The sequence below is a fragment of the Lactobacillus isalae genome (assembly GCF_947539375.1).
Taxonomy (GTDB): domain Bacteria; phylum Bacillota; class Bacilli; order Lactobacillales; family Lactobacillaceae; genus Lactobacillus; species Lactobacillus isalae.
The window spans coordinates 1165451-1190213 of record NZ_OX443569.1 but is presented as its reverse complement, the minus strand read 5'-3'; the positions used below and the strand labels follow the sequence as shown (position 1 = coordinate 1190213).

The window sequence follows — 24763 nt, the reverse complement described above, 5'->3', positions numbered from 1 at the left end:
TATAATGTTTAGTGAGGAGGCGCACATTATGGAAATGCCTCGTGAAGGCGATTATATCGCAATACAAAGTTATAAACATAATGGCACGTTGCATAGAAATTGGCGTGACACTATGGTAGTTAAGACAGAGCAAAATATTATTATCGGCGTCAACGATCGGACTTTGATTACTGAAGAAGATGGTCGAAAGTGGATTAGTCGTGAACCAGCAATTGTTTATTTTCATCGTAAACTTTGGTTTAATGTGATTGCAATGCTCAGACCTGATGGTGTTGCATACTACGCCAATTTGGCTAGTCCATTTATTTTAGATCGTGAGGCTTTAAAATATATTGACTATGATCTAGACATCAAAGTCTTTCCAGATGGAGAAAAAAGATTGCTTGATGCAGATGAGTATGCCATGAACAAAAAGCGCTGGCATTATAGCGAAGAGATTGATAGTATTTTGCGTAGTACTAGTTTTGAATTATTAGATTGGATCGATCAAAAGAAGGGCCCATTTGCAAAGAAATTTGCGCAAATTTGGTATGAACGCTATAACCAATTGCGTCCTGATTTAGATCGGAGCTTTTTTAAGGGGAGAGAAAATGAAGAAAGAAAAATACTCGGCACATAATTTTATTGGTAAGGTTTTTATGCCAAATCAAATTGATGAAAATAAAACTTATACAGCTGCTATTCAAGAAATGGAAAGTGATCCTGTCTTTCAAGAGTTTATTAAAGATAACGGTTATGAAAATGAACGAGCAAGTTTAGTTGTATTTGGTCCAGAAAACTTTATGTTTTGGTATGGCGTTTTAGCTGATGATAAGCAAATGCCTGTTGCTGGATTAAATAAGTTTGAATTACCTGCTTCTGAAATTGCTGAAATTGATACTCCAAACAGTAACTTGGCATTCTTTAGTCAACCTCTAAATTTTGTGATTCCTACTTTTTTAGATAAGTTATCAAAAGACGGAATTACAATGTATGAAAATCTAGGTGACAGCGAAAAGCCTTATGTTTTAACAAAATTAAATTTAGAAACAAAAGAACTGGCACAGATCTTATATCTGGATGCCAGTTCTGAAGGTGATTCTAAGTAATTACTTCTGCTTGGGGTCAATAGAAAGATTATCATATTCGATGTAAGCACCAATACAGGTTGAAATTAACATGATTAATAAGACAATGCCAACGGAGTTTCCAATAATGAAGGACAAAGAGAAAAATCTTCTTACTAAGTCCATGGCAAGCCAGCAAAGTGCGAAATCAACTAAGCAATTGCAAATAAGGAGTAATTTACGTCTTCGAATACTGTAAAAACGCAGAATTTGCTTAAAAAAATTATCTGGTACTTCATCGGATACTAAATCAAGTGGTCGCTGAATAGTCGCTTTAATTGCGAACATAATGATTGTTCCAACTAAAGCACCAATGAAACTCCGGAAGACATCACTAGAATGTCTAACTAAAGCGTTGTAGCAAATCCCAATTAAGGTTAAGCTGCAAAGATACGGAATTAGCAATAAAAAAGTAAATACTAAGTAGATGTTTTGTTTTTTCATCTATATGACCCCATTTCTTGTTCCTTATTTTATCATAGATTCGCATGTGATATAATTACCGATAATTGTGATAAAAACAGGGATTAAGATAATGATAGAAAGAGAGAATTAAAGATGAGTAGTGATCCCGGTGCTGGGGATATATTTAGCAAATTAAGAGCTAAATTTCGCGGTGATGAAGATATTGACGGTCAACGCAAGCTAAACAAGATTCTAAATAAATTGCATGAGCAACAAGAAATTAGCGATCGTGAATTTTCGATGATGGAAGGTATTCTAGAGTTCGAGGAAAAAATGGCACGTGAAGTAATGGTGCCTAGAACAGATGCCTTTATGGTTGATATTAATGATGACTTTCAAGAAAATCTAGATAGGATTTTGAAGGAGCCTTATTCAAGAGTACCGGTTTATGATGGTGATAAGGATAAAATCGTTGGTGTTATTCATATTAGAACAGTTTTACGAAAGGCTCATAAGTTTGGTTTTGATAAGCTAGATTATGATCAAGTAATGTTTAAGCCATTATTTGCACCTGAAACTATTGAATTAGGTGAATTATTAGTTGAAATGCAAGAAACACAGAGACAACTTGCTATTTTAACTGATGAATATGGCGGTGTTGTGGGATTAGCGACAATTGAAGATTTAATTGAAGAGATTGTTGGTGATATTGACGACGAAGTTGATAAAGCTGAGGTTCTATTTTCAAAAATTGGTCCAAGAGAATATGTAATTTACGGTAAAATGCCCTTAGCTGATTTTAATGAAGAGTTTGGAACTGACCTAGCAATGGAAAATGTAGATACTGTTGCGGGCTATGTAATTACGAAATTAGGCTTAATTCCAGCTAAAGGAGAAAAGTTAAGTGTCAAGCTCGATAATGGGATGGTTTTGACAACTAGAAGGATGAAGGGCTCACGCTTATTAACTCTCTTGCTTACAATTCCAGAAAAACAAGAAAAGGAAGAAGTTAAAGATTAATGACAAAGTTAACGGATGAAGTGAAAAAAAGACGCACATTTGCGATTATTTCTCACCCTGATGCGGGTAAGACAACGATTACTGAACAAATGCTCCTTTTTGGTGGAGTAATTAGAAGTGCAGGTACAGTTAAAGCACGTAAAAGTGGGCATTATGCAACTAGTGACTGGATGGCAATTGAAAAAAAGCGTGGTATTTCTGTTACTAGTTCAGTAATGCAGTTTGAATATCAAGGTAAGAGAATCAATATCCTTGATACGCCAGGACACCAAGACTTTTCTGAAGATACTTACCGTACTTTAATGGCAGTAGACGCTGCAGTGATGGTTATTGATTCTGCTAAGGGTATCGAACCTCAGACCAAGAAATTATTTAAGGTTGTTAAAAAACGTGGTATTCCGATTTTTACTTTCATGAACAAGTTGGATCGTGATGGTCGCGAACCTTTAGACCTAATTGCTGAATTGGAAGATTTGCTAGGTATTGAAGGCGTGGCAATGAACTGGCCAATTGGAATGGGTAAGCAATTGAAAGGTTTGTACGATATTGCTAATAATCGTGTTGAGCTTTATCGAAAAGATGATGATGACCGCTATTTACCATTAGATGAAAATGGTAAGTTATCAGAGAAAGAACCTTTGGCCCAAGATAGTTTATATCAATCAACATTAGATGATATTGACTTGTTAAAAGAAGCTGGAAATACTTTTGATAAAGAAAAAATTCTCAAAGGAGATCAAACACCAGTCTTCTTTGGCTCCGCTTTGACTAATTTCGGTGTTGAAACTTTCTTAGATAGTTTTGTTAATTTGGCACCAGCTCCACAAGAGCATACTGTTAATGATGATGAAAAATTGGCTGCTGATGATCCAGAATTCTCTGGCTTTGTCTTTAAGATTCAAGCTAATATGAATCCCAACCACCGCGACCGAATTGCGTTTGTAAGAATTGGTAGTGGAGAATTTAAGAAGGGGATTGATGTAACTTTAGCTAGAACTGGAAAACCAGTTAGATTAAATAATGCAACTGAGTTTATGTCTAGTGAACGAGTTCAGGTGTCTGATGCTGTAGCCGGTGATATTGTTGGGCTATATGATACAGGAAACTTCCAAATTGGAGACTCAATTTACGCTGGTAAGAAGAAAATTGTCTATCCGGCTTTGCCACAATTTACACCAGAAATTTTCATGCGTGTAACTGCTAAAAACGTTATGAAGCAGAAGTCGTTCCATAAAGGGATGAATCAGCTAGTTCAAGAAGGTGCAATTCAACTTTATCGAGGCTATGCAACTGATGATTATATTCTTGGTGCAGTTGGTCAATTGCAGTTTGAAGTCTTTTCTTTCAGAATGAAGAATGAATATAATTCGGAAGTTGAGCTTCATACTTTAGGAAATCGTGTTGCACGCTGGATTAATCCTGATCAATTGGATCCTAAGATGTCATCGTCTCGTAACTTGTTAGTGAAGGATAGAGAAGGCGAGCCATTGTTCTTGTTTGAAAATGCATTTGCCGAAAGATGGTTTAAGGATAAATATCCAGACGTAGAATTAACATCAAGATTGTAAGAAAAAAGCCGTGGAAAATTTCCACGGCTTTTTTGAATTGCGATTTTATCGATCACAAGTAATAGAAATAATTTTTCTACTTTTATCAACTGTTATGTCATAAATTCGATCTTCATGAATTAGACGCTTAATAACAAATTCTACTTCATCTTGTCTAATAGGACGTTTATGATTTTCCATAACAATTTCAATCTTATCTACTGTTTCGCTGTATACTACTGTGGTATTACCTAAAGAGTAAACTTTTACGAATTGACTATTAGTAGCTGCTAGTTGTCTTTGGACTAAATCACGGTAGCTATTTGTAACATCAATTAAATGCATCATATTTATAACCTCGATATATAAATGTGTCTTTAAAATCCCAATTTAAGTATAACCTTTTTTGAACGATTTATAAAAAATAAATAAAAATAAGAGCCAAATTGTGTGGCTCTTATTTTCGATATATAATGATTATTTTTCGCTAATCGTAATTTCGTTATCAACTACATCTGCTTTTAACTCTTTAGCGGCTGGATTATCTAATTTGTAGTCAGCTACTTTATCTTCAATTTCTTCTTGAATTGTACGACGAAGCGGACGAGCTCCCATAGATGGATCATAGCCTTTTTCTACAAGTAGCTCTTTTGCTTGAGGAGTAACTTCAATATGAAGACCTTGATCTTTAACCATATTGTTAGTGTTAGCAAGCATTAGGTCGACAATCTTAATTAAGTCCTTCTTATCAAGAGCATTGAATTCAACAATATCATCAAGTCTGTTTAAAAATTCAGGCTTGAAGTATTGACCTAAAGTATTCTTGAATTGTTCTTGATGGCTATTTTCAGCAGCAAAACCTACACTAGCTTCTTTAATTCCTTGTCCAGCATTGGAAGTCATGATGATAATCGTGTCTTTGAATGAAACTGTCCGACCTTGAGAGTCAGTTAAGCGACCATCATCAAGAATTTGTAAGAAGAGGTGAAGTACATCTGGGTGAGCTTTTTCGATTTCATCGAATAAAATTAAGCTGTAAGGATTGTGACGTACTCTTTCTGTTAATTGACCAGCTTCTTCATAGCCGACATAACCTGGAGCAGAACCGATTAATTTAGATACTGAGTATTGTTCCATGTATTCACTCATATCAAAGCGAATCATAGCATCTTCAGTACCAAAAATTTGTTTAGCTAATTGCTTAGCTAATTCTGTTTTACCAACACCAGTTGGTCCTACAAATAAGAATGAGCCTATTGGACGACCTGATTTGTTGAAACCAACACGGTTACGACGGATCGCGCGAGCTACAGTTTCAACAGCTTTATCTTGACCAATTACATTATCTTTAAGATCAGTAGCTAAATTCTTTAATTGGGTCTCTTCTTGTTTTTGTAAATCGCCAACTGGAATATTAGTTTTTTCTTCAACGATCTTATTCATGATCTTTTCAGTAATTTTAGGAGTTTGATCAGGATCTACCTTTTGATCTTTCAGCTTTTCATACTTTTCAATTTGATCACGGTAGTAAGCAGCTTTTTCGTAGTCTTCATTCTTTAAAGCATCTTGCTTTAGACTTTCAGCAGCATCTAGTCTTTCTTTGATCTTTTCACTATCGACATAAGGAATAGTGAGGTTCATTCTTGAACCTGCTTCATCTAATAAGTCAATTGCCTTATCTGGTAAAAAGCGGTCTTGGATGTAACGAGAAGAAAGATCAACTGCAGCTTGAATTGCTTCGTCTGTATAGTGAACGTGGTGGTAATCTTCGTAACGTTTACGAATACCTTGCAAGATTCTAACAGTTTCTTCAGTAGTAGGTTCCTTAACTTCAATTGGTTGGAATCTACGTGCTAGAGCAGAATCTTTTTCAATGTTACGGTATTCTTTAATGGTAGTAGCTCCAACTAGTTGGAATTCTCCACGAGCTAAAGCAGGCTTGATAATATTACCAGCGTCCATACCGCCTTCGGCATTTCCTGCACCAACTAATTCGTGAATTTCATCAATAAATAGGATAATATTATCATTTTGTTCAAGTTCTTTAATTAGTTGTTGCATCCTTTGTTCAAATTGCCCACGAATGCCAGTACCTTGAACCATAGAAACCATATTTAATGAAATAATTCTTTTATCTTGAAGTTTGGCAGGAACAGACCCGTCGACAATTTGTTGTGCTAAACCTTCAACAACTGCGGTTTTACCAACACCGGCTTCTCCAATAAGAACTGGATTATTTTTAGTACGTCTATTTAAAATTTCAATAACGCGGGCGATTTCCTTGTCACGACCAATAACTGGATCGATTTTACCTTTTTTTGCTAGGTCGGTTAAATCTGTACCATATTGATCTAATAGTGACTTTTGACCACCGTTATTTCCACCGCGGCGTCCGCCGCCCATTTGCATACGTGGATCTCTGCCTTGAGGATTATTTTGTTCATTGTTATTGTTATTATTTAAGGCGTTGAATAAATCATCAAAATCGCCAAAAAATGCATTGTTATTCATGTTATTATTTTGTCCTTGTTGATTTTTCAATTCTTGATAGCATTGTTGACATAAAGAAATTTCACGGTCTTGTCCATTTACATTTGTGTAAAGATGAATGGAAGCAGGACGTTCATGACAGTTATCACATAACATTAATAATTCCGCCTTTCTTATAATATTCAGGCTATATTTTATCTTAGCACTCTTAACGCTTAAGTGCTAACTTGCTAATATCATAGTACGGATACTTACTAATTGCAAGTAGTAAGACTAGTTTTTTATTCAAAATTGTTATAATAGTTAGAGAATTAAATTTTTTATTAAGATTATGCAAAATTCAGAGAGGAAAGCTATAAGACATGGATTATGAAAAAATATTAGATCAAATCATAAGTGGAGAATTAAAGGAATATAAAGTTAGTCCAAAAGATGCCTTTCAATTCCAGTTAGCCCTTAGAAGCTATGGTAAAAGACAAAGTATAACTGGAATTGCTCAACGTGGGGGAGACATAATTTATACCTTATCTGACAATGAAAATTAAGCACTTTATAATGTAAACATTTACATTTGTGTTGTTTTCATTTTGAAAACATGATAACCTAATAAACGAGTGGGTATAAAACTCCCGATTATTTTTGATTTTAAAGGAGATAATTTAAAATGGAAAAACGCGAATTTCATATTATTGCTGAAACTGGTATTCATGCTCGTCCAGCTACTTTGTTGGTACAAGCTGCTTCTAAGTTTAACTCAGATATTAACTTGGAATACAACGGTAAGTCAGTAAACTTGAAGTCAATCATGGGTGTTATGTCTTTAGGTGTTGGCCAAGGTGCAGACGTAACTATTACTGCTGATGGTGACGATGCTAAAGAAGCAATCGAAGCTATTGCTGACACTATGAAAAAGGAAGGTTTAGCTGAATAATGTCGAAAACTTTAAAGGGAATTGCTGCCAGCGATGGTATTGCAGTTGCACCAGCCTACCTTTTGGTAGAACCTGACCTTTCGTTTTCTAAAACCTCAGTTAGCGATGTTGATGCTGAAGTAGCTCGCTTTAAAAAAGTTGTTGAAGAATCAACTAAGGAACTTGAAAAAGTTCGTGATAAGGCTAAGGAAAGTTTAGGAGCAGAAGAAGCACAAGTTTTTGATGCTCACCTTCTCTTCTTAAGTGACCCAGAATTTACTGGTGCCATTGAAACAGAAATCAAAGATCAAAAAGTTAATGCTGAAGCTGCATTAGATGAAACTGCACAAAAGTTCATCGCCATTTTTGAAGGCATGACTGATAATGCATATATGCAAGAACGTGCTGCTGATGTACGTGATGTTTCAAAGCGTCTTATGGCACACCTTCTTGGTAAGAAATTACCAGATCCTGCAGCTATCGACCATGAAGTTGTTGTTGTAGCTTACGATTTAACACCAAGTGATACAGCTCAACTTAACAAGAAATACGTTAAGGGATTTGTAACTGATGTTGGTGGTAGAACTGCTCACTCAGCAATCATGGCTCGTTCATTAGAAATTCCAGCTGTTGTTGGTACTGAAAGCATTACTAAAGATGTTAAAGACGGCGATATGCTTATTGCTGACGGTTTAGATGGAGATGCTATCATCGATCCAACTGATGCTCAAATCGAAGAGTACACCAAAAAGGGTGAAGCCTTCGCTAAGCAAAAGGAAGAATGGAAGAAGCTTAAGAATGAACCATCTGTAACTGCTAACGGTAAGAAGTTCATTATTGCTGCTAACATTGGTACTCCTAATGATATGAAGGGTGTAAAAGAAAACGGTGCTGAAGCAATTGGTTTGTACAGAACTGAATTCTTATACATGGATTCAAAGGACTTCCCATCTGAAGAAGCTCAATTCGATGCTTACAAGAAAGTTATCGAAGACATGGATGGTAAGCAAACTATCATTAGAACTTGTGATATCGGTGGTGACAAGCACTTAGACTACTGGGATCTTCCAGAAGAAATGAACCCATTCCTAGGTGTTCGTGCTATCCGTCTTTCTATGCAATACAAGGATATCTTTAGAACTCAATTAAGAGCTTTACTTCGTGCATCTGCATACGGTCCATTAGGAATTATGTTCCCAATGATTGGTACTTTAGCAGAATTACGTGAAGCTAAGCAAATCTTAGCTGAAGAAAAAGATAAACTTGCTAAAGAAGGCGTTAAGATCGGTGACGACTTACAAGTTGGTATGATGATCGAAGTTCCAGCTGCAGCAGTGTTAGCTGACCAATTTGCTAAAGAAGTTGACTTCTTCTCAATTGGAACTAACGATTTGATTCAATACACTATGGCTGCCGATCGTGGTAACGATAATGTTTCTTATCTTTACCAACCATACAACCCATCTGTTTTACGTTTGATTAAGCACACTATTGATGGTGCTCATGAAAATGGTATTTGGTGTGGTATGTGTGGTGAAGCTGCTGGTGATGACATTATGTTCCCAATTCTTTTATCAATGGGACTTGATGAATACTCAATGAGTGCAACTTCAATCTTACGTATCAGAAGTTTGATGAAGAAGATCAATACTGAAGATATTAAAGAGTTAGCTAATAAAGCTTGCTTCGTTTCAGAAACTGCTGATGAAAACAAGAAGCTAGTTGAAGAAACTATGAAGAAGCTTAACATTATTGACTAGTTAAAAAGAGTACGTAAGTACTCTTTTTTTCTTGCATAACTTCACACAAACTTCATTATTTGCTGATAAAGTATACTTGTAAGCTAATAAAAAAGAAATTTGATTACAACTTACAAAAAACAAGTATTTGTGATACAATATTTGTTGTAAGTGAAACAGTAGTTATTTTTCTACACGCAAAGGAGTGTGGAGTTAAGTGTTAAATTTATATACATCACCAAGTTGTACTTCATGTCGTAAGGCTAAAGCATGGTTAAAGGAACACGATATTTCATTTAAAGAAAGAAATATTTTCGCCAACCCATTAAATAAAGATGAAATCATGCAAATTTTACGAATGACTGAAAACGGAACAGAAGAAATTATTTCTACTCGTTCTCGTACTTTTCAAAATTTAAAGATCAATTTAGACGATCTATCAATTGATCAATTAATTGATCTTGTTGAAAAGAATCCAAGTCTATTAAGACGTCCGATCATCATGGATGACAAACGTTTGCAAGTAGGTTATAACGAAGACGAAATTAGAAGATTTCTTCCTCGAAAGGTACGTCGCTTAGAACTCGAAGAGATCCAAGCAATGACTGCTGATTTTTAAATAAAAAGTTGTAAAAACGTTAGCTTTTTTAAGCTAGCGTTTTTATATGAGTAAGAAAATAGGTTACAATGTATTAAAGACAGAGACTTCGAGGTGATAATAAGTGGAAGTACACAGAATAAGTGAAAATACCATTCGTGTAACAATGGATGCAGATGAACTTAAAGAGCGTGGAATAACAATGCTCGATTTGTTAGGAAACAAAAGTCAAATTCAACATTTCTTCTATCAAATTTTAAGTGAAGTCGATACAGATCATACTTTTGCTAAAGGCGATCCAGTTACTTTTCAAGTTATGCCAAGTAGTTCTGGGTTAGAATTACTTATTTCCAAAGTACCAGATAGCGATGATGATACTAGTGACAATCCTAATGATCAATTACGTGATCTGTTAAAAGGATTGGGAGCTGGAGCAGAGGATGATCAACGCAAAACTGAAATCAACAATGATCAAGATAAATTAGTTAGCGATAATCGCCGAGTCTTTAAGATTGATAGTATTGATTTAGTTGCCGCCTTAGCTGATGCGTTAAAAGTTGAAGGATTAGCATCTAGTCTATATACATACCATCATGAATATTATTTGGATTTAGCATATTTGGATGACAATTATGTAGAATTAAAACCTGAGGATACTTGGGTAATTGCGAATGAGTATGGAAATGGAATGACAGAGAAACAATTCCAAAGAATAAAGAAAAATGCTAAATGCTTAATTGGCCAAGATGCATTAGGAAATTTAAGACAATATTTTGACTAAAAATAAAAGGAGATGAAAAAAATCATCTCCTTTTTGCGTACATAATATTGGGCGATAAAATGTATGCTGCTATTTTAAATAAAAAACTAGTTTTAGCGGTTAATGAGGCAGAGCAAGTTAGTAAGGGATTAAAGATATTGAATCGTGATTATTATACTTGTCCCTCTTGCAAACACAGAATGATTTTAATTATATCAGAAGAAAAGATGCCATTTTTTAAGCATTTTCATTAATTAAAAGGGACAGGTGAGAAAGAGGAACATTCGCAAGCAAAGAATCTTTTATGCACAGCCTTAAAAGCAAATGGAATACAAGCAGACGTTGAAGTTACGCTTTTGGATCAACAATTAAGGGCAGATGTATTAGTAGCTAATAAATTGTCTTTTGAAGTGCAGTGCGCTCCATTAAGTGAGGCAGAATTTAGTCATCGTCATAATCTTTATAAAAAGTTACATATAAAAGATATTTGGATTGTGGGGAAGAGACATTATTTGAAAAATAAACTTAACCACTCTCAAGAAATTTTCCTAAGATATAGTAGAAAATGGCAATGGTATTACTTAGAGATTAACCCTTTTAATTGTGTAATTACCTTGAAATATAATATTTTGAAGGCTGCACTTAGCACAGAAGTTGAATATGCTGTTAAGACATTTCCACTAGATGAAAAAGGCATTTTTGACTTATTTACTTTTACTCCATCTGGAAAAGTAAAGTCAAAGTTTTCTCGTATCCAGGATCAAAAATTATATTTACAAAAGCAAATTGCTCAGAAAAGTAAGCTAGGATTAGAAATTGGCGCTCTATTATATCAGTTGCACTACTCTGTAGTAGATATACCTAATGAATTGTTTTCCAAATTAAGGGAGCCTAAAGAACAAAGCCCAATAATAATTTTTCTACAAAAAAAGCTAGATGAATTCAAAATCATCTAGCCTAATGAATTACAATAAGCGTAAACTATTATCACTACTAGTCTGTTTATCCCCAGCGATTGCAGACTCAATTTCTTCACGATTTGCGCAACCTTCGATCATCATTCCTGAGTCTCCACGATCATCATCATAGTTAAAGATAATCGTTGTTGGAGTAGTTACAACATTTAAATCGTCAGCAAGTTTTAAATCCTTCTCCATTGAAAGTTTAATGTAATTTGATTCACGATTCTTTTTGAAGTTCTTAAGTGGAACATCTAAAGAATTTAGAACCTCATTTACAAGCTTTGGAGAATAAGTTTGGCCCAGATCATTAATTGCATGTTGCAAATTAATGATATATTGTCTGGCTTTTTTATTACCTACGATTAATTTTAGGGTGTGATAATCTTTGGTCGCATTATAAGCACTTTGACTAAAAGTGTTAAAAACCTCGACATTGTTTGAAGAAAGATGACGAGCTTTGATATCGTTACGAATTGTGTTCATAGTAGTCATGGGAATAAAGTGGTAAGAAATATTTTGATTGTAACCACTGACTGCAGCAATTATTTCCTGTTCATTTTGATAACAGTTAATCCCAATCGGATTAACAAAGAAAAATATTTCAAACATTTTGTTATTTCCTCCGTCCAAGTTCATGAATACTGTATCAGAAATTGGACGAAATGGAAAAAATTTTGTTTTATTTTTTGTGTTCCCAGGCACGTTGCACTTTACTTTGGTTAGTATTTTCTTTATTAGCTGTAAAATTAAATTGTTTTTCTAATTCAGCAAGTACTTTTTTAATAGTATCAGGATCATCATTTTCTATTTCTAATTCAAAATCGTAGTAGCCATCCGGAAACTCTGTTAAGTCTAAAGTCAGTTCGCAGTTTTCTGGTCCAGTAGCTAATATTCTACGAGTTTGACTCCAAGAAATTAACTTTAAAGAATGAATTGCTTCATTAGAATAATGTTTTTGTAGATAGTCACCAACATCACCGCCAAATAAGAAGAAGGTACCTTCGTATGCACTTTGGGTCATTTGCTGTGCTTGTGCTACAGAGAGCAAATCGTTGATTTCAACTCGTTCGCTATATTTCTTTTCTTTAGGATTTGTTTCTTTGACTTTAATAGTTTGTTCTGCATGATCGACAAGAATTCTAACTCTGAGGCTGGCATCACTATTTTTGAGATCAAAATCAGGTGTATCAAAGTAATAGTTTTTTTGAATAAAATCTGATTTAGCTGTGAATGCATCACGCATTTTTTCATAGGTTTCTTTATCTAGGAGTGTTTTTGATTCAATTTCTAAATTTTTACTCATAATTTTATCCTTTCACTAGTTAATGTTATCCCTCTCTATGGTAGAATAATTTTGTTTGAAACGGAAAGGATTTATACATGAAAGATTGGGATTTATTTTTATGGCCTTATCAACAGGCCGTTTCTGAATTAAAAGTTAAATTTCGATCACTTAGGCAAAGTTTTTTAAACAAGGGTGAGCATTCGCCGATTGAATTCGTGGTCGGACGCGTAAAAACAGTCGATTCAATTAAAGAAAAAATGACACGGCGAGTAATTGCTCCTGATGTCATTGAAAATGATATGCAAGATATTGCTGGTATTCGGATTATGTGTCAATTTGTCGATGATATTTATCGAGTAGTTGATTTGATTCATGAGCGCCAGGATATGCAGGTAATTGAAGAAAGAGACTATATTCAAAACGCAAAGCCGTCGGGATATCGTTCTTATCATATGGTAATTGAATATTCTGTCTTTTTACCAGATGGACCAAAGAAAATTATTGCTGAAATTCAAATTCGTACCTTAGCAATGAATTTCTGGGCAACGGTAGAACATACGTTGAATTATAAATATCAAGGGAAGTACCCAGAAGATATTTCTAAGCGACTTAAAACAACAGCTGAAGCTGCTTATAAGTTAGATGAAGAAATGTCATCAATCAAAGATGAAGTGCAGGAAGCACAAAGAATTTTTACTAAATCTAAAGGAAAAGAGCAATAATGAAAGTCGCACTCGTTTATAATAATAAAGTTGAAACCTTAGCAGTAGTTAAGGCATTGGAAAAATTACTGGATTCAAGAAAGATTGAAATCGATCCAGAAAATCCCGATGTGGTCATTACAGTTGGTGGAGATGGAACACTAATTTCAGGATTCCATAAATATCAAAATCTAGTTGATAAAATAAGATTTATTGGTGTGCACACCGGACACTTGGGTTTTTATACTGATTGGCGTAATTTTGAAATTGGTAAGATGGTAGATAATTTAACTAAAAAGCAACCATCTTCTGCTTCTTATCCATTGCTAGAACTAATAATAACTACAGGTTCTGGAGAAAAGAAAAAACTCCTTGCTTTAAATGAAGCGACTATTAAACGAGTTTCAAAGACTTTAAAGGCTGATGTTTATATTAGAGATCAATTTTTTGAGAGCTTTAAGGGTGACGGATTATGCGTTTCGACACCAACAGGATCTACTGCTTATAGCAAATCTTTAGGCGGAGCAGTTATTCATCCCCGGTTAAAGGCTTTACAAATGACTGAAATAGCTTCAATTAATAATCGTGTTTTTAGGACACTATCGTCACCAATTGTAATTGCTCCTGATGAATGGATAACGATTAGACCAGAAACTGGTAGTGACGATCATTATGTGGTTACATACGATGGTTATGAATTTAATCATAAACATATTAAGAAGATTGAATACCGTATTTCTCAACATGTTATTCGCTTTGATAAGTATCAGCACACACACTTTTGGAATCGTGTAGAAGATGCCTTTATTGGGCAACCTAAAGATAAATAAAAATGCAATATTTTAAATTAAAATTTGAAAATGAAACACCTCAGAAATTGGGGCGTTTTTTGTTAAGAAATGGTTTTTCGAAGAGAGCATTAACCAATAGTCAGCATCACGGCGGGATGGTTTTAGTAAATCATCGTCGACGTTATACTAGTTATCTTTTACATACTGGAGATGAAGTAATCTTTATCCTAGGCGAAGAAAAAGAAAATCAATGGTTAAAACCATCTGCTAATAAGCTCAAGATCGTTTTTGACCAGCATGACTATTTAATTGTTAATAAAGACGCTGGTGTTTTATCGATTCCGTCTCGTTATGAAGATAATGATGCAGTAGTAAATCGTCTGCTATCTTATTTTCAAAAGAACGGTCAAAAAGATCTTAAACCGCATATTATTACTAGGCTTGATCGAGATACGTCAGGATTAGTTTTAGTAGGAAAAAACGCAGTTGCTCATGCTCGTTTTAGCAAAATGGGAAAGGATTGTTTTATCAAAAAATATCATGCAATTGTACATGGTAATTTTGAAAAAAATCAGGAAAAGGGAGTGATTGATGCTCCGATTGGAAAGCTGGATACTGGGGTTAAACGAGGGATAGTTGCTACTGGGCAGCGCTCAATTACAAAATATCATGTTTTGGATCAAGTTGAGGGTGCAAGCTTAGTAGAATTGCAATTGTTGACAGGAAGAACTCATCAAATCAGAGTCCATATGCAGTATCTGGGACATCCCTTGTTTGGAGATCCATTGTATGGAATTCAAGATGACTTTAAACGACAGGCACTGAATTGTTTTTACCTCGAATTTGATGATCCTTTTTCAAAAAAGAAACAACATATTGAGATTTCTGATCCAAATGATATGAAAAATTTGTGGAAGAGCTTAATAAGCGAGAAATTATAAATATAATAGCCAAATACATTGACTATTGAAACCGCTTTACATAGAATTGAATATAAGAAGTGTTAATACTATCCTAATATAGAAAAGAGGATCACTTGTATGTATTATTCAAAGGGAAACTATGAAGCTTTTGCAGATACGAAAAAGCCAGCAGATGTAGATAAAAAATCTGCTTATATTATTGGTAGTGGATTAGCTGGTCTTTCAACAGCATTCTTCTTAGTTAGGGATGCAAAAATGGCCGGTGATAAAATTCATATTTTAGAGGAATTAGACGTTGCTGGAGGATCATTAGACGGAACTAAACGTCCTAATGCTGGATTTGTAGTTCGCGGTGGTCGTGAAATGGAAGATCACTTTGAATGTATGTGGGATATGTACCGTTCTGTTCCATCCTTGAGAATACCAGGAGCATCTTACTTAGATGAGTATTACTGGCTTGATAAAGAAGATCCTAACTCCTCAAACTGTCGTTTAATTCATAAACGTGGTAATGAATTGCCAACAGATGGTCAGTATCAATTAGGTTCTCATGCTAGTGAAATTGTTAAGTTGATTTTGACGCCAGAATCTGAAATTCAAGGAAAGACGATTGAAGAATGGTTCTCACCTGAATTTTTCGAAACTAATTTCTGGACTTATTGGTCAACAATGTTTGCTTTTGAAAAGTGGCATTCTCTTTCAGAAATGAGACGGTACTGCATGCGTTTCATCCACCATATTGATGGGTTACCAGACTTTACTGCTTTGAAATTCAATAAATATGACCAATACGATTCTATGGTAAAGCCACTACTTAAATACTTAAAGGATCATGGTGTTAAGTTTGAATATGGTGTTCAAGTAGAAAATGTTTTGGTTGATCACGAAGGCAATGAAAAGGTTGCTAAAAAGATTGTCATGAAGAAAGATGGCAAGCAAGAAGATATTGATTTGACTGAAAATGATCTTGTATTTGTGACTAACGGATCGATTACTGAAAGTTCAACTTATGGTAATCAAACAACTCCAGCTCCAATTACTCATGCTAAAGGTGGTTCATGGAAATTATGGGAGAACTTGGCTAAGCAAGACCCAGCATTTGGTCATCCTGATGTTTTTAGTGAAAACTTGCCAGAGAAGTCGTGGTTTGTTTCCGCAACGACAACCTTGAAGAATAAGAAAGTAGCTCCTTACTTTGAAAGATTAACTAAACGTAGTTTATATGATGGAAAAGTAAACACTGGTGGCATTATCACAGTTACTGATTCTAACTGGGGCTTAAGTTTTACTATTCACCGTCAACCTCACTTCCCAACTCAAAAACCAAATGAAATTGTAGTTTGGATTTATGCTTTATATTCAGATACTGAAGGAAATTATATTAAGAAGAAGGTTGTCGACTGTACTGGTCAAGAAATTGCTGAAGAAATGCTTTATCATTTAGGCGTTCCAGAAAGTGAAATTAAAGAACTTTCTTCAGAAGAAAATATGAATACTGTTCCAGTATATATGCCTTACATTACAAGTTACTTCATGCCTCGTCATGATGGTGACCGTCCAGCAGTTGTTCCAGAAGGATCAAAAAATTTAGCATTTATTGGTAACTTTGCAGAAAGTCCTACTAGAGATACTGTATTTACTACAGAATATTCAGTTAGAACTGCAATGGAGTCAGTTTATACCTTGCTTAATGTAGATCGTGGAGTACCAGAAGTTTGGGATTCTGTCTACGATATTCGTGAATTACTCCGGGCAATGTACTACATGTCTGATAAGAAGAAGTTAGCAGACCAAGAGATGGCTTTACCTGAAAAATTAGCTGTCAAAGCAGGGATGAAGAAGATTAAAGGAACCTGGATTGAAGAATTGCTGGCAGAAGCAAACTTGATTTAAAGATGTAACAATTTATTTTAATGAGAATTAAGAAAATAGGCGATGGTGTAGTGCTATCGCCTATTTTTATTGCTCTATTTCTTTAAACATAGAAACTAATGTTTTTCTAAGTAAAGGATCATGTGCATAGATATAAGTTCCTTTAATTCCCCGTTTAAATAAAACATTTAAAGAATTAAGAACCATTCTTTCTTCTAAATTCTTAATTTCATCAGGATCAGTCAAATCTTTTCTTTTTTTGAACATTTCGATATCGGTAATTTTATCTAGGTTAACTTGAATTTTATTTTGATTAGGCAGCTGACTGATTGGTGGCCCAATAATAATACCGGTATAGTTTAGATCAAAACCCTGGCATGTGTAGATTGATCCTACTTCATTAATAGTTTCTGGAATTTCTGCCCAAGGTGTAGCCGTGTAGTTATATTGATCCCATGGCATTTTAAATTTACCTTCGTGGATATAATGCTTACCACCGTCTAAGGTTGAGGGATAACCTGATGTAGAAAGAATTCTGCTTAATCCTACTTCATTATTTCGCTTAACTATTTCTTTTCTCATTTCTTCAGCATCTTTAAAAATACGAAAATCATAATTTTCAATTGCATTTTCAGGAATAGGTTTAATAATTTGGTTTTCAGTGAAAGAATTGAACCAATCTATTAAATCTGGCGAAGCATTCATTCTAAATTGATGTTTTAAATAATATGTTTGATGCGGATAGAGCTTGGTAATTTTTTCTAAGCGGTCTTTTGTCCAGAGAGTTTTCATTTTTAAGACTTGGTAAGGATCAAAGACGAGAACCACTATCTTACTTCTTTTGATGATTTCTACTAATTGATTTTCGTGATAAAAATTGTTGTAGTGATCAGGCTTTGAAAGGAGTAGATGTGCTTCATCGATAATGACTACATCGGCTTTTTCATTTTTCTTATCCAGTTGATTGATAAAACTAGTTGGACGTTGAAAGTTTTTCTTTAATAGTTCTGGTAGTTCACCCGCAATTTGACGGTAAACCTTAAGAATTTCAGGGTGATTAACAAGAAAATAGTTATTGGTCTGGTAGAAATTACTATTTTTGTTATGTCGCATTTTTTGAATTTGATCAAAAAGGGAAGAAAGAACTACGCTTTTTCCCGTACCAGCATCCCCATAGATAGTAAAAACAGCTGGAAAATTTTTATGAAGATGTTGGTCAGTAAAATTAAGAATTTGAGAAATTAAATTTTTTTGTTCTGTTGTTAATTCTTTGAATGGTGAAAGTTTATCAGTTGCTTTGTTTTGCATTGAATTTTATTCACTTCTTTCTGAATAAAGAAAAGCCATGAATAATCATGGCTAAATATAAATTATTTATTTTAGATAATCAGATAAATAGTTTAATTTTCTTCAAATAATACTCGTGTAGCTTCAGGAACAGGAATATCTTTTTGAAGTGGAGTTAAACTACCAATTTCGGAGTTTCTACGATATAAGGTAGCATTATTAGTATTTTGGTTAGCTACAACAAGGTATTTTTCACTCTTATCCCAGTTAAAGTCACGTGGGAATGAACCAAAGACAGAAACTCTTTGTGTTAATTCAAGTTCGCCATTGTCTAAAACTTTGAAGACTGTAATTGAATCGTGACCACGATTAGAAACGTAGATGAATTTTCCATCTTTAGAAATTCTAATTGCTGCAGCGCCATTATGTTCAGTGAAGTTATCAGGGATGGTCTTGTAAGTTGCAACATTTTCAATTTCCCAGGTATTTTCGTTTAAGTGCGCAACATTAACTTGGCTGGATAATTCGCCAACAATATACATAGTTTTACCATCTGGTGAGAAGGTGATGTGACGAGTACCGAAACCTTTCTCCATTTGATAGCGAGCAAGATGTTTTAGCTTATCTCCGTCTAACTTATAAAAATCAACTGCATCAATTCCCAAGTCACATGAAACTAAGTTGCCAGCAGGGGTCTCATCAAAGAAGTGTGGGTGAGCTTGATCTTGCTCAACTCTTGGTCCATGTCCTTCATGCTTGTCATTGGTAATAAAAGTTAATTTTCCGTTTTCGTCGTAAGAAAATACGTTAATAGTTGCTAAATGATAGTTTGCAGTAAAAATCAAATGCTTTTCTGGATCAACGCTAATATAACAAGGTGAAGCACCATCATGAAGATAAACATCTAATTGCTCTGCTTTTCCATCTTTAATTCGGTAAGAAGCAATTCCACCTTGATTATCTTTTTGGATGATAGTAAATAATAAATCACCGACTAATTGAAAATAAGTTGGTCGCTCAAGTTCAACAATATTTTTAATATCAGCTAGCTTAATATCAGTTCCATCATTTTCTACATTAGCTGTATAAATTCCTTTTGAGTCATGACTAGTATAGCCACCAAACCAAACTTTCATATTTTTACCTCCTGATAAAAACTTTCCATAACATATTTATTTTCTACCTTTTAACCTAAATAGGCAATTCTAATTAAGTATTATCGACTGGGCAAAGCGATATGGTAAAATTTAATAAAAGAGGTTGATAAAAATGAAATGGAATTCTACAATTACTGCTATCGGATCAGAAGCGTTAGATCCAAATGATAATATCGTAATTTTATTTGATAACAAAGCAACTGATAAATTAAGGGATGTTGCTGTGTTACAAAAGTTTGATCAGGCAACTTCTGTAGAAAAGTTTGTTTTTAAAAAAGATGATTCAATTACGATTGATGGGACTACTTATTTAGCTTTATATGTTGGACCAATGGTGCAAATGAACATGCAGGCGATTGGACATGCAACTTTGGTATTTACTGATGAAGTTCCAAAAAAGCCAATGACAAATGCAATTTATTTAGAAAAAGATCCAAAAGAAAAGATGCCTGAATTTAAGTTAGGCGATTGGATCACCTACGAACATAGATAAGAGGGGAAGCTATGGGTGTAGAAAAACATCATCAGAAGAACAACTTTTTTGTTAAGTGGTTTTTAAACAACCGTTTTAGTATAGCCTTACTTAATATTTTGTTGTTCTTCTTAATCATTTTGGTATTTAACCAAATTTCTTTTGTGTTAAATCCATTTTGGACATTTTTCAATGCAATTTTACCGCCAATTTTGGTTGCATCGATTCAATATTATTTAATGGATCCAGTAGTTGATTGGATGGAAAAGAAATTAAAAGTACCACGAATTATTACAATTATTTTATTATTTGTAATTGTAGTAGGTGGCTTAATATGGATTATTAATACTTTAATCCCAATCATCCAACATCAAACTGATTCTTTAGTAAAAAATTGGCCAGCTTATTGGAAAGACGCGCAAAAGGGTTTTGAGAAAATGATTCGCGATCCACGGCTAAATGGAGTTCGTGGAGGTATTAATCAAGCTATTTCTGATGCTCAGACTAAGATGTTCAAAACCGGTCAAGATAGCTTTAATGTGGCTTTGAGTAATTTATCTTCCGCTGTTAATGTAATTACGATGATTTTTATGACATTGTTAACAGCACCCTTTGTTTTATTCTTTATGTTAAAAGATGGACATCGTTTAAATCCTTATGTAACTAAATTTGCACCTCAAAGATTACAACCAAGTTTTTCAAGCTTACTTAGTGATATTAATGGAGCAGTTGCTTCTTACATTAGAGGTCAAATTACGGTTGCTTTCTGGGTTGGGGTAATGTTTGCTATTGGATATTCTGTAATTGGCCTAAATTACGGAATTACATTAGCTGTCTTAGCTGGGGTTTTAAATATGATTCCTTATTTTGGAACTTTTATTGCCTTTATTCCAGCGATCATTTTAGGACTAATTAGCTCACCAATGATGTTAATTAAGGTTTTAATAGTCTTTGCGATTGAACAAACCCTTGAAGGACGTGTGATTTCTCCATTAGTAATGGGAAATAAGATGAATATGAATCCTGTTACGACTATTTTGTTGTTAATTGGAGCAAGTGCAGTTGCTGGCCTTTGGGGAGTAATCTTTGCAATTCCGGTTTATGCCGTAATTAAAATTATTGTAACTAGACTATTTAATTATTATCGTAAGATTTCTAATCTTTATGATGAGATATCAGCATCAGATGATGATAATCAAAAGGCTAAAGAGTAGAATAAAAATAGAATTGAACGTGGCACTTGCCCTCTTACAGGTGCTGCGTTTTTTTACAAGAGGAGTTTTTTATGACAAATCATGTTGTACTTTACGAACCATTAATGCCAGCAAATACAGGAAATATTGCTCGTACTTGTGCTGGAACTAATACAGTTTTAGATTTAATTGAACCACTTGGTTTTCAAATTGATAATAAAAAGATGAAACGTGCTGGGCTAGATTACTGGGATAAGGTAGATATTAGAATGCATGATGACTTAGATGCTTTTTTAAGTACTCTTGGTCCGAATGATGAAATGTATCTAATTTCAAAATTTTCTTCCAAAAATTATGCTCAGGTAGACTATACTGATCCTGATAAAGATTATTATTTTGTTTTTGGTAAAGAAACTACGGGTTTGCCAGAAACGTTTATGAGAGAATATTATGACCGTAATTTAAGAATTCCTATGTCTGATAATATTCGCTGCTATAATTTATCTAATTCAGTTGCGATGGTTCTTTTAGAAGCTTTAAGGCAGCAAGGCTTTCCAAATATGGAAAAGAGTCACCATTATGAAAATGATAAGCTAAAAGATAACTATAATCGTCCAGAACGATATGAAAGAAATTTAGGAGATAATTAAAGATGGATTTTAAAAATATGACCCCAATTGTAGTGCGTTCTTTTCACTACGATTTAAACGATGAGCAAAAGGTAAAAAATGAAGTTAATGTTTCATTGAGACAAGTCTATCAAGATTTAGATGATGGTAGTCAAGATGAAGGTAAGAATGGCAAGTATTTTGAAATTGCCGTTCCTTTTGAAGTTGCTCCAGCACCTGGTGATTTTACTGTTAGCGGCGTAATTACAAGAGTTGTTCAATTTATTGATTACTTTGGTGACGGTTCAGATTTAGAACCATCTGATTATCAATTGCTTTCTAGACCATTAGTTGAACAAATTGAAACTTTAACTTATGAAATTACACAATTAACATTAGATCATCCTGTTAACTTGAGCTTTAAATCAAACTTTAATGAATTGAATAAAGATGATCGAAATAATAAAGATGATAATTAAAAAGATTGAGAAGGTGTCTTGATGGCTAAAAAGCGAAAACGCAGGACAAAAGGAAGGAAAAAGTCAACTACTAAAAATAAAAAGCAAGGTATGGATTGGGTTATTACAGGAATCATCCTTGTTTTAGTAGCAGTTTTAAGTTGCGTTCACTTCGGCTTATTTAGTCAACAACTAATCAATTTAATTCGCTTTTTTGTTGGGGATAGTCACTACTTAGCTAGCATTATTCTAGGACTATTTGGCTTAGTAATGGTAATTTACGATCAACCACCTCGCTTTACTTTAAAAAGGGGAGGCGGATTAGGAATTTTTTACTTAGGTTTGCTTCTCTGGGAGAGCTCGCGTGTTTTTAATCAGATGATGATTCATCAGGGATTCGTTAACGCTTTTCTAACATCAATTGGAGAGGAATTTTCAAGAGCCCAAATTACAACTAAAGTTGGTGGCGGTTTTATCGGAAGTATGTTTTATCAACTAGTCTTTCCAATTTTAGGAATTGTTGGATCAGAAGTAATTTCTTTATTGATGATGTTAGTAGGCGTACTGATGATCTGCAACGTGAAATTTGCTACTTTGCTTTCTGGTTTTCAAAAGGGATCTCAGCTTGTAATTGAAAAAAATAAGGATGCTGGGAATGCTTTAAAGAGCAAATACAATGATTTAGTTGAGAAACATGAGCAAAATAAGCAAGAAAAATTGAATAATCGTGAAAAACTAACCGATCCTTTAAATGATCATGATTCAACTTTTCCAAGTACAGCTGATTTTACTGATGAACCTTCTTCATCAAATGCAAAGGATAGTGAAAATGAGGCTGAAAGTATGCCTCATTTTGAGCCTAAGATTGAAGTTTCTCAAGAAACAGCTACGCCTGAGCCAGAGGTCCAAGTACCGGCTACTGATGATTTGCCTATTTCACATTCTTATGCTGAAGAAGATCAGAAGATGAAGCAAGAATTACAGAATGTTGATCATGGTGATTTAGAAACTAAGCAAAGTTCCCAGCCTAAGAATGCAAATTATAAAAAGCCACCAATTAATTTATTAGCACCAGTAAAAAGTGTTGATCAGAGTCAAGATAAGGCTTTAATTCAAAAGAATACAGAGGTTTTAGAGTCTACTTTTAAGAGCTTTGGCGTACATGTTATTGTAAAAAAGGCGGTCTTAGGACCAACAGTTACACGTTATGAAGTCCAACCAGCAGTTGGTGTGAAGGTAAGCAAGATTGTAAACTTAGCAGACGATTTAGCTCTCGCTTTGGCTGCAAAAGATATACGTATTGAAGCACCGATCCCTGGTAAGCCTCTAATTGGAATCGAAGTTCCTAATCGAACTACTTCAGCTGTTTCCTTTAAGGATGTAATGCTACATCAAGATACAAAGGCAAAAGATATTTCACTCGATGTCCCTTTAGGTAAGGATGTCGAAGGAAAAGTAATCTCAGCGGATTTACGTAAAATGCCCCACTTATTAATTGCGGGTTCTACTGGATCTGGTAAATCAGTAGCAATTAACACAATTATTACCAGTATTTTAATGAAGTCTTATCCCGAAGATGTCAAGCTAGTTTTAATTGATCCGAAGATGGTTGAACTTTCTGTATATAACGGAATTCCTCACCTACTAATTCCGGTTGTTACTGATGCAAAACTGGCAACAAATGCCTTACGTAAAACAGTTAAGGAAATGGAAAGACGCTACCAGCTTTTTGCTGCGGGCGGCGTTCGTAACATTACTGAATATAATCAAAAGGTAGATGAAAATAATGCTGATAAAAGTAATTCAGTAATGGAAAAATTACCATATATTGTAGTAATTGTTGATGAGTTAAGTGACTTAATGATGGTTGCAGGTCATGATGTTGAAGATGCAATTGTTCGTTTAGCTCAGATGGCACGTGCAGCAGGAATCCATATGATTTTAGCAACCCAAAGACCAAGTGTTGATGTTATTACTGGTTTAATTAAGGCTAACGTTCCATCTAGAATATCTTTTGCTGTTTCAAGTGGTGTAGATTCAAGAACTATTTTGGACCAAGTTGGTGCAGAAAAGCTTTTAGGACGCGGAGATATGCTCTTTTTACCAATAGGCGCTGCAAAGCCAGAACGTGTTCAAGGAGCCTTTATCTCTGTAAATGAAGTGGAAAAAATAGTATCGTGGGTAAAGGACCAACAAGAAGCTGTCTATAACGAGGATATGATTCCTTCGAAAAATGATTCAGACAGTCAAACAGAGAGTGAAGATGAGCCTGAAGATGAATTCTATGATCAGGCAGTAGCTTTGGTAAGAAAACAACAGTCAGCAAGTGTTTCAATGCTTCAGCGCCGATTTAGAATTGGGTATAATCGTGCTGCAAGAATTGTTGACGCAATGGAAGCTAAGGGGATAGTAGGTCCTTCTGAGGGATCTAAACCTAGACAAGTACTTATTCCATCAGAAAAGGACGAGGATCAGTAAT

25 protein-coding genes and 1 pseudogene are annotated in these 24763 nt (G+C 34.5%); 19 read left to right on the top strand and 7 right to left on the bottom strand.

Annotated features, from left to right (window positions below; all coding sequences use genetic code 11):
- Window positions 1-28 precede the first annotated feature (28 nt).
- The gene (locus QM512_RS05845; RefSeq protein ID WP_282804856.1) at window positions 29-619 is read left to right on the top strand and encodes a DUF402 domain-containing protein; all 591 of its coding nucleotides are present in this window, start codon (window positions 29-31) and stop codon (window positions 617-619) included.
- Window positions 591-1088, top strand: coding sequence for a hypothetical protein (locus tag QM512_RS05840; RefSeq protein ID WP_282804855.1), 498 nt, complete (start codon window positions 591-593; stop codon window positions 1086-1088). Before QM512_RS05845 ends, QM512_RS05840 begins: the two co-directional genes overlap by 29 nt.
- Here QM512_RS05840 and QM512_RS05835 read toward each other — a convergent pair whose 3' ends face one another.
- Window positions 1089-1550, bottom strand: a complete 462-nt coding sequence (locus tag QM512_RS05835; protein ID WP_282804854.1) for a hypothetical protein — start codon at window positions 1548-1550, stop codon at window positions 1089-1091.
- Window positions 1551-1664: 114 nt separating this feature from the next.
- On the opposite strand from QM512_RS05835, the gene QM512_RS05830 reads away from it, so the two are divergent.
- Both QM512_RS05830 and QM512_RS05825 read left to right on the top strand, forming a co-directional pair.
- Window positions 1665-2531, top strand: a complete 867-nt coding sequence (locus QM512_RS05830; protein ID WP_282804853.1) for a hemolysin family protein — start codon at window positions 1665-1667, stop codon at window positions 2529-2531.
- The gene (locus QM512_RS05825; protein ID WP_282804852.1) at window positions 2531-4099 is read left to right on the top strand and encodes a peptide chain release factor 3; all 1569 of its coding nucleotides are present in this window, start codon (window positions 2531-2533) and stop codon (window positions 4097-4099) included. Before QM512_RS05830 ends, QM512_RS05825 begins: the two co-directional genes overlap by 1 nt.
- Before the next feature lie 45 nt (window positions 4100-4144).
- On the opposite strand, the gene QM512_RS05820 is transcribed toward QM512_RS05825, so the two are convergent.
- Together QM512_RS05820 and QM512_RS05815 are read right to left on the bottom strand one after the other, a co-directional pair.
- Window positions 4145-4423 carry a DUF1827 family protein gene (locus tag QM512_RS05820; protein ID WP_282806455.1) on the bottom strand — a complete coding sequence of 93 codons (279 nt, stop codon included), beginning with the start codon at window positions 4421-4423 and terminating at the stop codon, window positions 4145-4147.
- A 132-nt stretch (window positions 4424-4555) separates the two neighbouring features.
- Window positions 4556-6724, bottom strand: coding sequence for an ATP-dependent Clp protease ATP-binding subunit (locus QM512_RS05815; protein ID WP_282804851.1), 2169 nt, complete (start codon window positions 6722-6724; stop codon window positions 4556-4558).
- A 206-nt stretch (window positions 6725-6930) separates the two neighbouring features.
- Here QM512_RS05815 and QM512_RS05810 point away from each other — a divergent pair, with 206 nt between their 5' ends.
- The 6 genes and pseudogenes from QM512_RS05810 to QM512_RS05785 all read left to right on the top strand — a co-directional run bounded on the left by QM512_RS05810 (window position 6931) and on the right by QM512_RS05785 (window position 11531).
- On the top strand, window positions 6931-7113 hold the full coding sequence (locus QM512_RS05810) for a hypothetical protein (RefSeq protein WP_282804850.1): 183 nt from the start codon (window positions 6931-6933) through the stop codon (window positions 7111-7113).
- Between the two features lie 119 nt (window positions 7114-7232).
- Complete coding sequence (locus QM512_RS05805; RefSeq protein WP_004893814.1) at window positions 7233-7499, top strand: phosphocarrier protein HPr; 267 nt, start codon at window positions 7233-7235, stop codon at window positions 7497-7499.
- Window positions 7499-9238, top strand: a complete 1740-nt coding sequence (gene ptsP / locus QM512_RS05800) for a phosphoenolpyruvate--protein phosphotransferase (protein ID WP_282804849.1) — start codon at window positions 7499-7501, stop codon at window positions 9236-9238. Before QM512_RS05805 ends, ptsP begins: the two co-directional genes overlap by 1 nt.
- Window positions 9239-9434: 196 nt before the next feature.
- A complete protein-coding gene (gene spxA, locus QM512_RS05795) occupies window positions 9435-9836 on the top strand; it encodes a transcriptional regulator SpxA (RefSeq protein WP_282804848.1) in 402 nt (133 codons plus the stop codon).
- A gap of 103 nt (window positions 9837-9939) precedes the next feature.
- Window positions 9940-10596: an adaptor protein MecA gene (locus QM512_RS05790; protein ID WP_282804847.1), complete on the top strand. Its 657-nt coding sequence runs from the start codon at window positions 9940-9942 to the stop codon at window positions 10594-10596.
- Window positions 10597-10655: 59 nt separating this feature from the next.
- Window positions 10656-11531: pseudogene (locus tag QM512_RS05785) on the top strand (competence protein CoiA family protein).
- Between the two features lie 9 nt (window positions 11532-11540).
- On the opposite strand, the gene QM512_RS05780 reads toward QM512_RS05785, so the two are convergent.
- Both QM512_RS05780 and QM512_RS05775 read right to left on the bottom strand, forming a co-directional pair.
- A complete protein-coding gene (locus QM512_RS05780) occupies window positions 11541-12146 on the bottom strand; it encodes a DsbA family protein (protein ID WP_282804846.1) in 606 nt (201 codons plus the stop codon).
- 70 nt (window positions 12147-12216) lie between these two features.
- Window positions 12217-12840, bottom strand: a complete 624-nt coding sequence (locus QM512_RS05775) for a CYTH domain-containing protein (RefSeq protein ID WP_282804845.1) — start codon at window positions 12838-12840, stop codon at window positions 12217-12219.
- Window positions 12841-12917: 77 nt separating this feature from the next.
- Here QM512_RS05775 and QM512_RS05770 point away from each other — a divergent pair, with 77 nt between their 5' ends.
- The 4 genes from QM512_RS05770 (at window position 12918) to QM512_RS05755 (ending at window position 17130) form a co-directional block, all read left to right on the top strand.
- Window positions 12918-13544, top strand: coding sequence for a GTP pyrophosphokinase (locus tag QM512_RS05770; RefSeq protein ID WP_282804844.1), 627 nt, complete (start codon window positions 12918-12920; stop codon window positions 13542-13544).
- Window positions 13544-14353 (top strand): NAD kinase, encoded by an 810-nt coding sequence (locus tag QM512_RS05765; RefSeq protein WP_282804843.1) that lies wholly within the window; start codon window positions 13544-13546, stop codon window positions 14351-14353. The genes QM512_RS05770 and QM512_RS05765 overlap by 1 nt, the downstream gene beginning before the upstream one ends.
- Window positions 14354-14355: 2 nt before the next feature.
- Entirely contained in the window at window positions 14356-15255 is a 900-nt protein-coding gene (locus tag QM512_RS05760) for an RluA family pseudouridine synthase (RefSeq protein WP_282804842.1), read from the top strand.
- A gap of 99 nt (window positions 15256-15354) precedes the next feature.
- Window positions 15355-17130, top strand: a complete 1776-nt coding sequence (locus tag QM512_RS05755) for an oleate hydratase (RefSeq protein WP_282804841.1) — start codon at window positions 15355-15357, stop codon at window positions 17128-17130.
- 66 nt (window positions 17131-17196) lie between these two features.
- On the opposite strand, the gene QM512_RS05750 is transcribed toward QM512_RS05755, so the two are convergent.
- Together QM512_RS05750 and QM512_RS05745 are read right to left on the bottom strand one after the other, a co-directional pair.
- A complete protein-coding gene (locus tag QM512_RS05750; RefSeq protein ID WP_282804840.1) occupies window positions 17197-18417 on the bottom strand; it encodes a DUF2075 domain-containing protein in 1221 nt (406 codons plus the stop codon).
- A 92-nt stretch (window positions 18418-18509) separates the two neighbouring features.
- Window positions 18510-19532 carry a lactonase family protein gene (locus QM512_RS05745; protein ID WP_282804839.1) on the bottom strand — a complete coding sequence of 341 codons (1023 nt, stop codon included), beginning with the start codon at window positions 19530-19532 and terminating at the stop codon, window positions 18510-18512.
- 133 nt (window positions 19533-19665) lie between these two features.
- On the opposite strand from QM512_RS05745, the gene QM512_RS05740 reads away from it, so the two are divergent.
- The 5 genes from QM512_RS05740 to QM512_RS05720 all read left to right on the top strand — a co-directional run bounded on the left by QM512_RS05740 (window position 19666) and on the right by QM512_RS05720 (window position 24762).
- Window positions 19666-20046 carry a PTS glucitol/sorbitol transporter subunit IIA gene (locus QM512_RS05740; protein WP_282804838.1) on the top strand — a complete coding sequence of 127 codons (381 nt, stop codon included), beginning with the start codon at window positions 19666-19668 and terminating at the stop codon, window positions 20044-20046.
- Between the two features lie 11 nt (window positions 20047-20057).
- Complete coding sequence (locus tag QM512_RS05735) at window positions 20058-21239, top strand: AI-2E family transporter (RefSeq protein ID WP_282804837.1); 1182 nt, start codon at window positions 20058-20060, stop codon at window positions 21237-21239.
- Between the two features lie 71 nt (window positions 21240-21310).
- Window positions 21311-21868, top strand: a complete 558-nt coding sequence (locus QM512_RS05730; RefSeq protein ID WP_282804836.1) for a tRNA (cytidine(34)-2'-O)-methyltransferase — start codon at window positions 21311-21313, stop codon at window positions 21866-21868.
- 2 nt (window positions 21869-21870) lie between these two features.
- Entirely contained in the window at window positions 21871-22305 is a 435-nt protein-coding gene (locus QM512_RS05725; RefSeq protein WP_282804835.1) for a DUF1149 family protein, read from the top strand.
- 21 nt (window positions 22306-22326) lie between these two features.
- On the top strand, window positions 22327-24762 hold the full coding sequence (locus QM512_RS05720) for an FtsK/SpoIIIE family DNA translocase (protein ID WP_282804834.1): 2436 nt from the start codon (window positions 22327-22329) through the stop codon (window positions 24760-24762).
- The last annotated feature ends 1 nt before the right edge of the window (window position 24763 follow it).

Excerpts from the sequence above, each read along its gene's own strand:
- QM512_RS05845 (WP_282804856.1), top strand. The coding sequence starts at position 29 with ATGGAAATGCCTCGTGAAGGCGATTATATCGCAATACAAAGTTATAAA.
- QM512_RS05840 (WP_282804855.1), top strand. The coding sequence starts at position 591 with ATGAAGAAAGAAAAATACTCGGCACATAATTTTATTGGTAAGGTTTTT.
- QM512_RS05835 (WP_282804854.1), bottom strand. The coding sequence starts at position 1,550 with ATGAAAAAACAAAACATCTACTTAGTATTTACTTTTTTATTGCTAATT.
- QM512_RS05830 (WP_282804853.1), top strand. The coding sequence starts at position 1,665 with ATGAGTAGTGATCCCGGTGCTGGGGATATATTTAGCAAATTAAGAGCT.
- QM512_RS05825 (WP_282804852.1), top strand. The coding sequence starts at position 2,531 with ATGACAAAGTTAACGGATGAAGTGAAAAAAAGACGCACATTTGCGATT.
- QM512_RS05820 (WP_282806455.1), bottom strand. The coding sequence starts at position 4,423 with ATGCATTTAATTGATGTTACAAATAGCTACCGTGATTTAGTCCAAAGA.
- QM512_RS05815 (WP_282804851.1), bottom strand. The coding sequence starts at position 6,724 with ATGTTATGTGATAACTGTCATGAACGTCCTGCTTCCATTCATCTTTAC.
- QM512_RS05810 (WP_282804850.1), top strand. The coding sequence starts at position 6,931 with ATGGATTATGAAAAAATATTAGATCAAATCATAAGTGGAGAATTAAAG.
- QM512_RS05805 (WP_004893814.1), top strand. The coding sequence starts at position 7,233 with ATGGAAAAACGCGAATTTCATATTATTGCTGAAACTGGTATTCATGCT.
- ptsP (WP_282804849.1), top strand. The coding sequence starts at position 7,499 with ATGTCGAAAACTTTAAAGGGAATTGCTGCCAGCGATGGTATTGCAGTT.
- QM512_RS05780 (WP_282804846.1), bottom strand. The coding sequence starts at position 12,146 with ATGTTTGAAATATTTTTCTTTGTTAATCCGATTGGGATTAACTGTTAT.
- QM512_RS05775 (WP_282804845.1), bottom strand. The coding sequence starts at position 12,840 with ATGAGTAAAAATTTAGAAATTGAATCAAAAACACTCCTAGATAAAGAA.
- QM512_RS05770 (WP_282804844.1), top strand. The coding sequence starts at position 12,918 with ATGAAAGATTGGGATTTATTTTTATGGCCTTATCAACAGGCCGTTTCT.
- QM512_RS05765 (WP_282804843.1), top strand. The coding sequence starts at position 13,544 with ATGAAAGTCGCACTCGTTTATAATAATAAAGTTGAAACCTTAGCAGTA.
- QM512_RS05760 (WP_282804842.1), top strand. The coding sequence starts at position 14,356 with ATGCAATATTTTAAATTAAAATTTGAAAATGAAACACCTCAGAAATTG.
- QM512_RS05755 (WP_282804841.1), top strand. The coding sequence starts at position 15,355 with ATGTATTATTCAAAGGGAAACTATGAAGCTTTTGCAGATACGAAAAAG.
- QM512_RS05750 (WP_282804840.1), bottom strand. The coding sequence starts at position 18,417 with ATGCAAAACAAAGCAACTGATAAACTTTCACCATTCAAAGAATTAACA.
- QM512_RS05745 (WP_282804839.1), bottom strand. The coding sequence starts at position 19,532 with ATGAAAGTTTGGTTTGGTGGCTATACTAGTCATGACTCAAAAGGAATT.
- QM512_RS05740 (WP_282804838.1), top strand. The coding sequence starts at position 19,666 with ATGAAATGGAATTCTACAATTACTGCTATCGGATCAGAAGCGTTAGAT.
- QM512_RS05735 (WP_282804837.1), top strand. The coding sequence starts at position 20,058 with ATGGGTGTAGAAAAACATCATCAGAAGAACAACTTTTTTGTTAAGTGG.
- QM512_RS05730 (WP_282804836.1), top strand. The coding sequence starts at position 21,311 with ATGACAAATCATGTTGTACTTTACGAACCATTAATGCCAGCAAATACA.
- QM512_RS05725 (WP_282804835.1), top strand. The coding sequence starts at position 21,871 with ATGGATTTTAAAAATATGACCCCAATTGTAGTGCGTTCTTTTCACTAC.
- QM512_RS05720 (WP_282804834.1), top strand. The coding sequence starts at position 22,327 with ATGGCTAAAAAGCGAAAACGCAGGACAAAAGGAAGGAAAAAGTCAACT.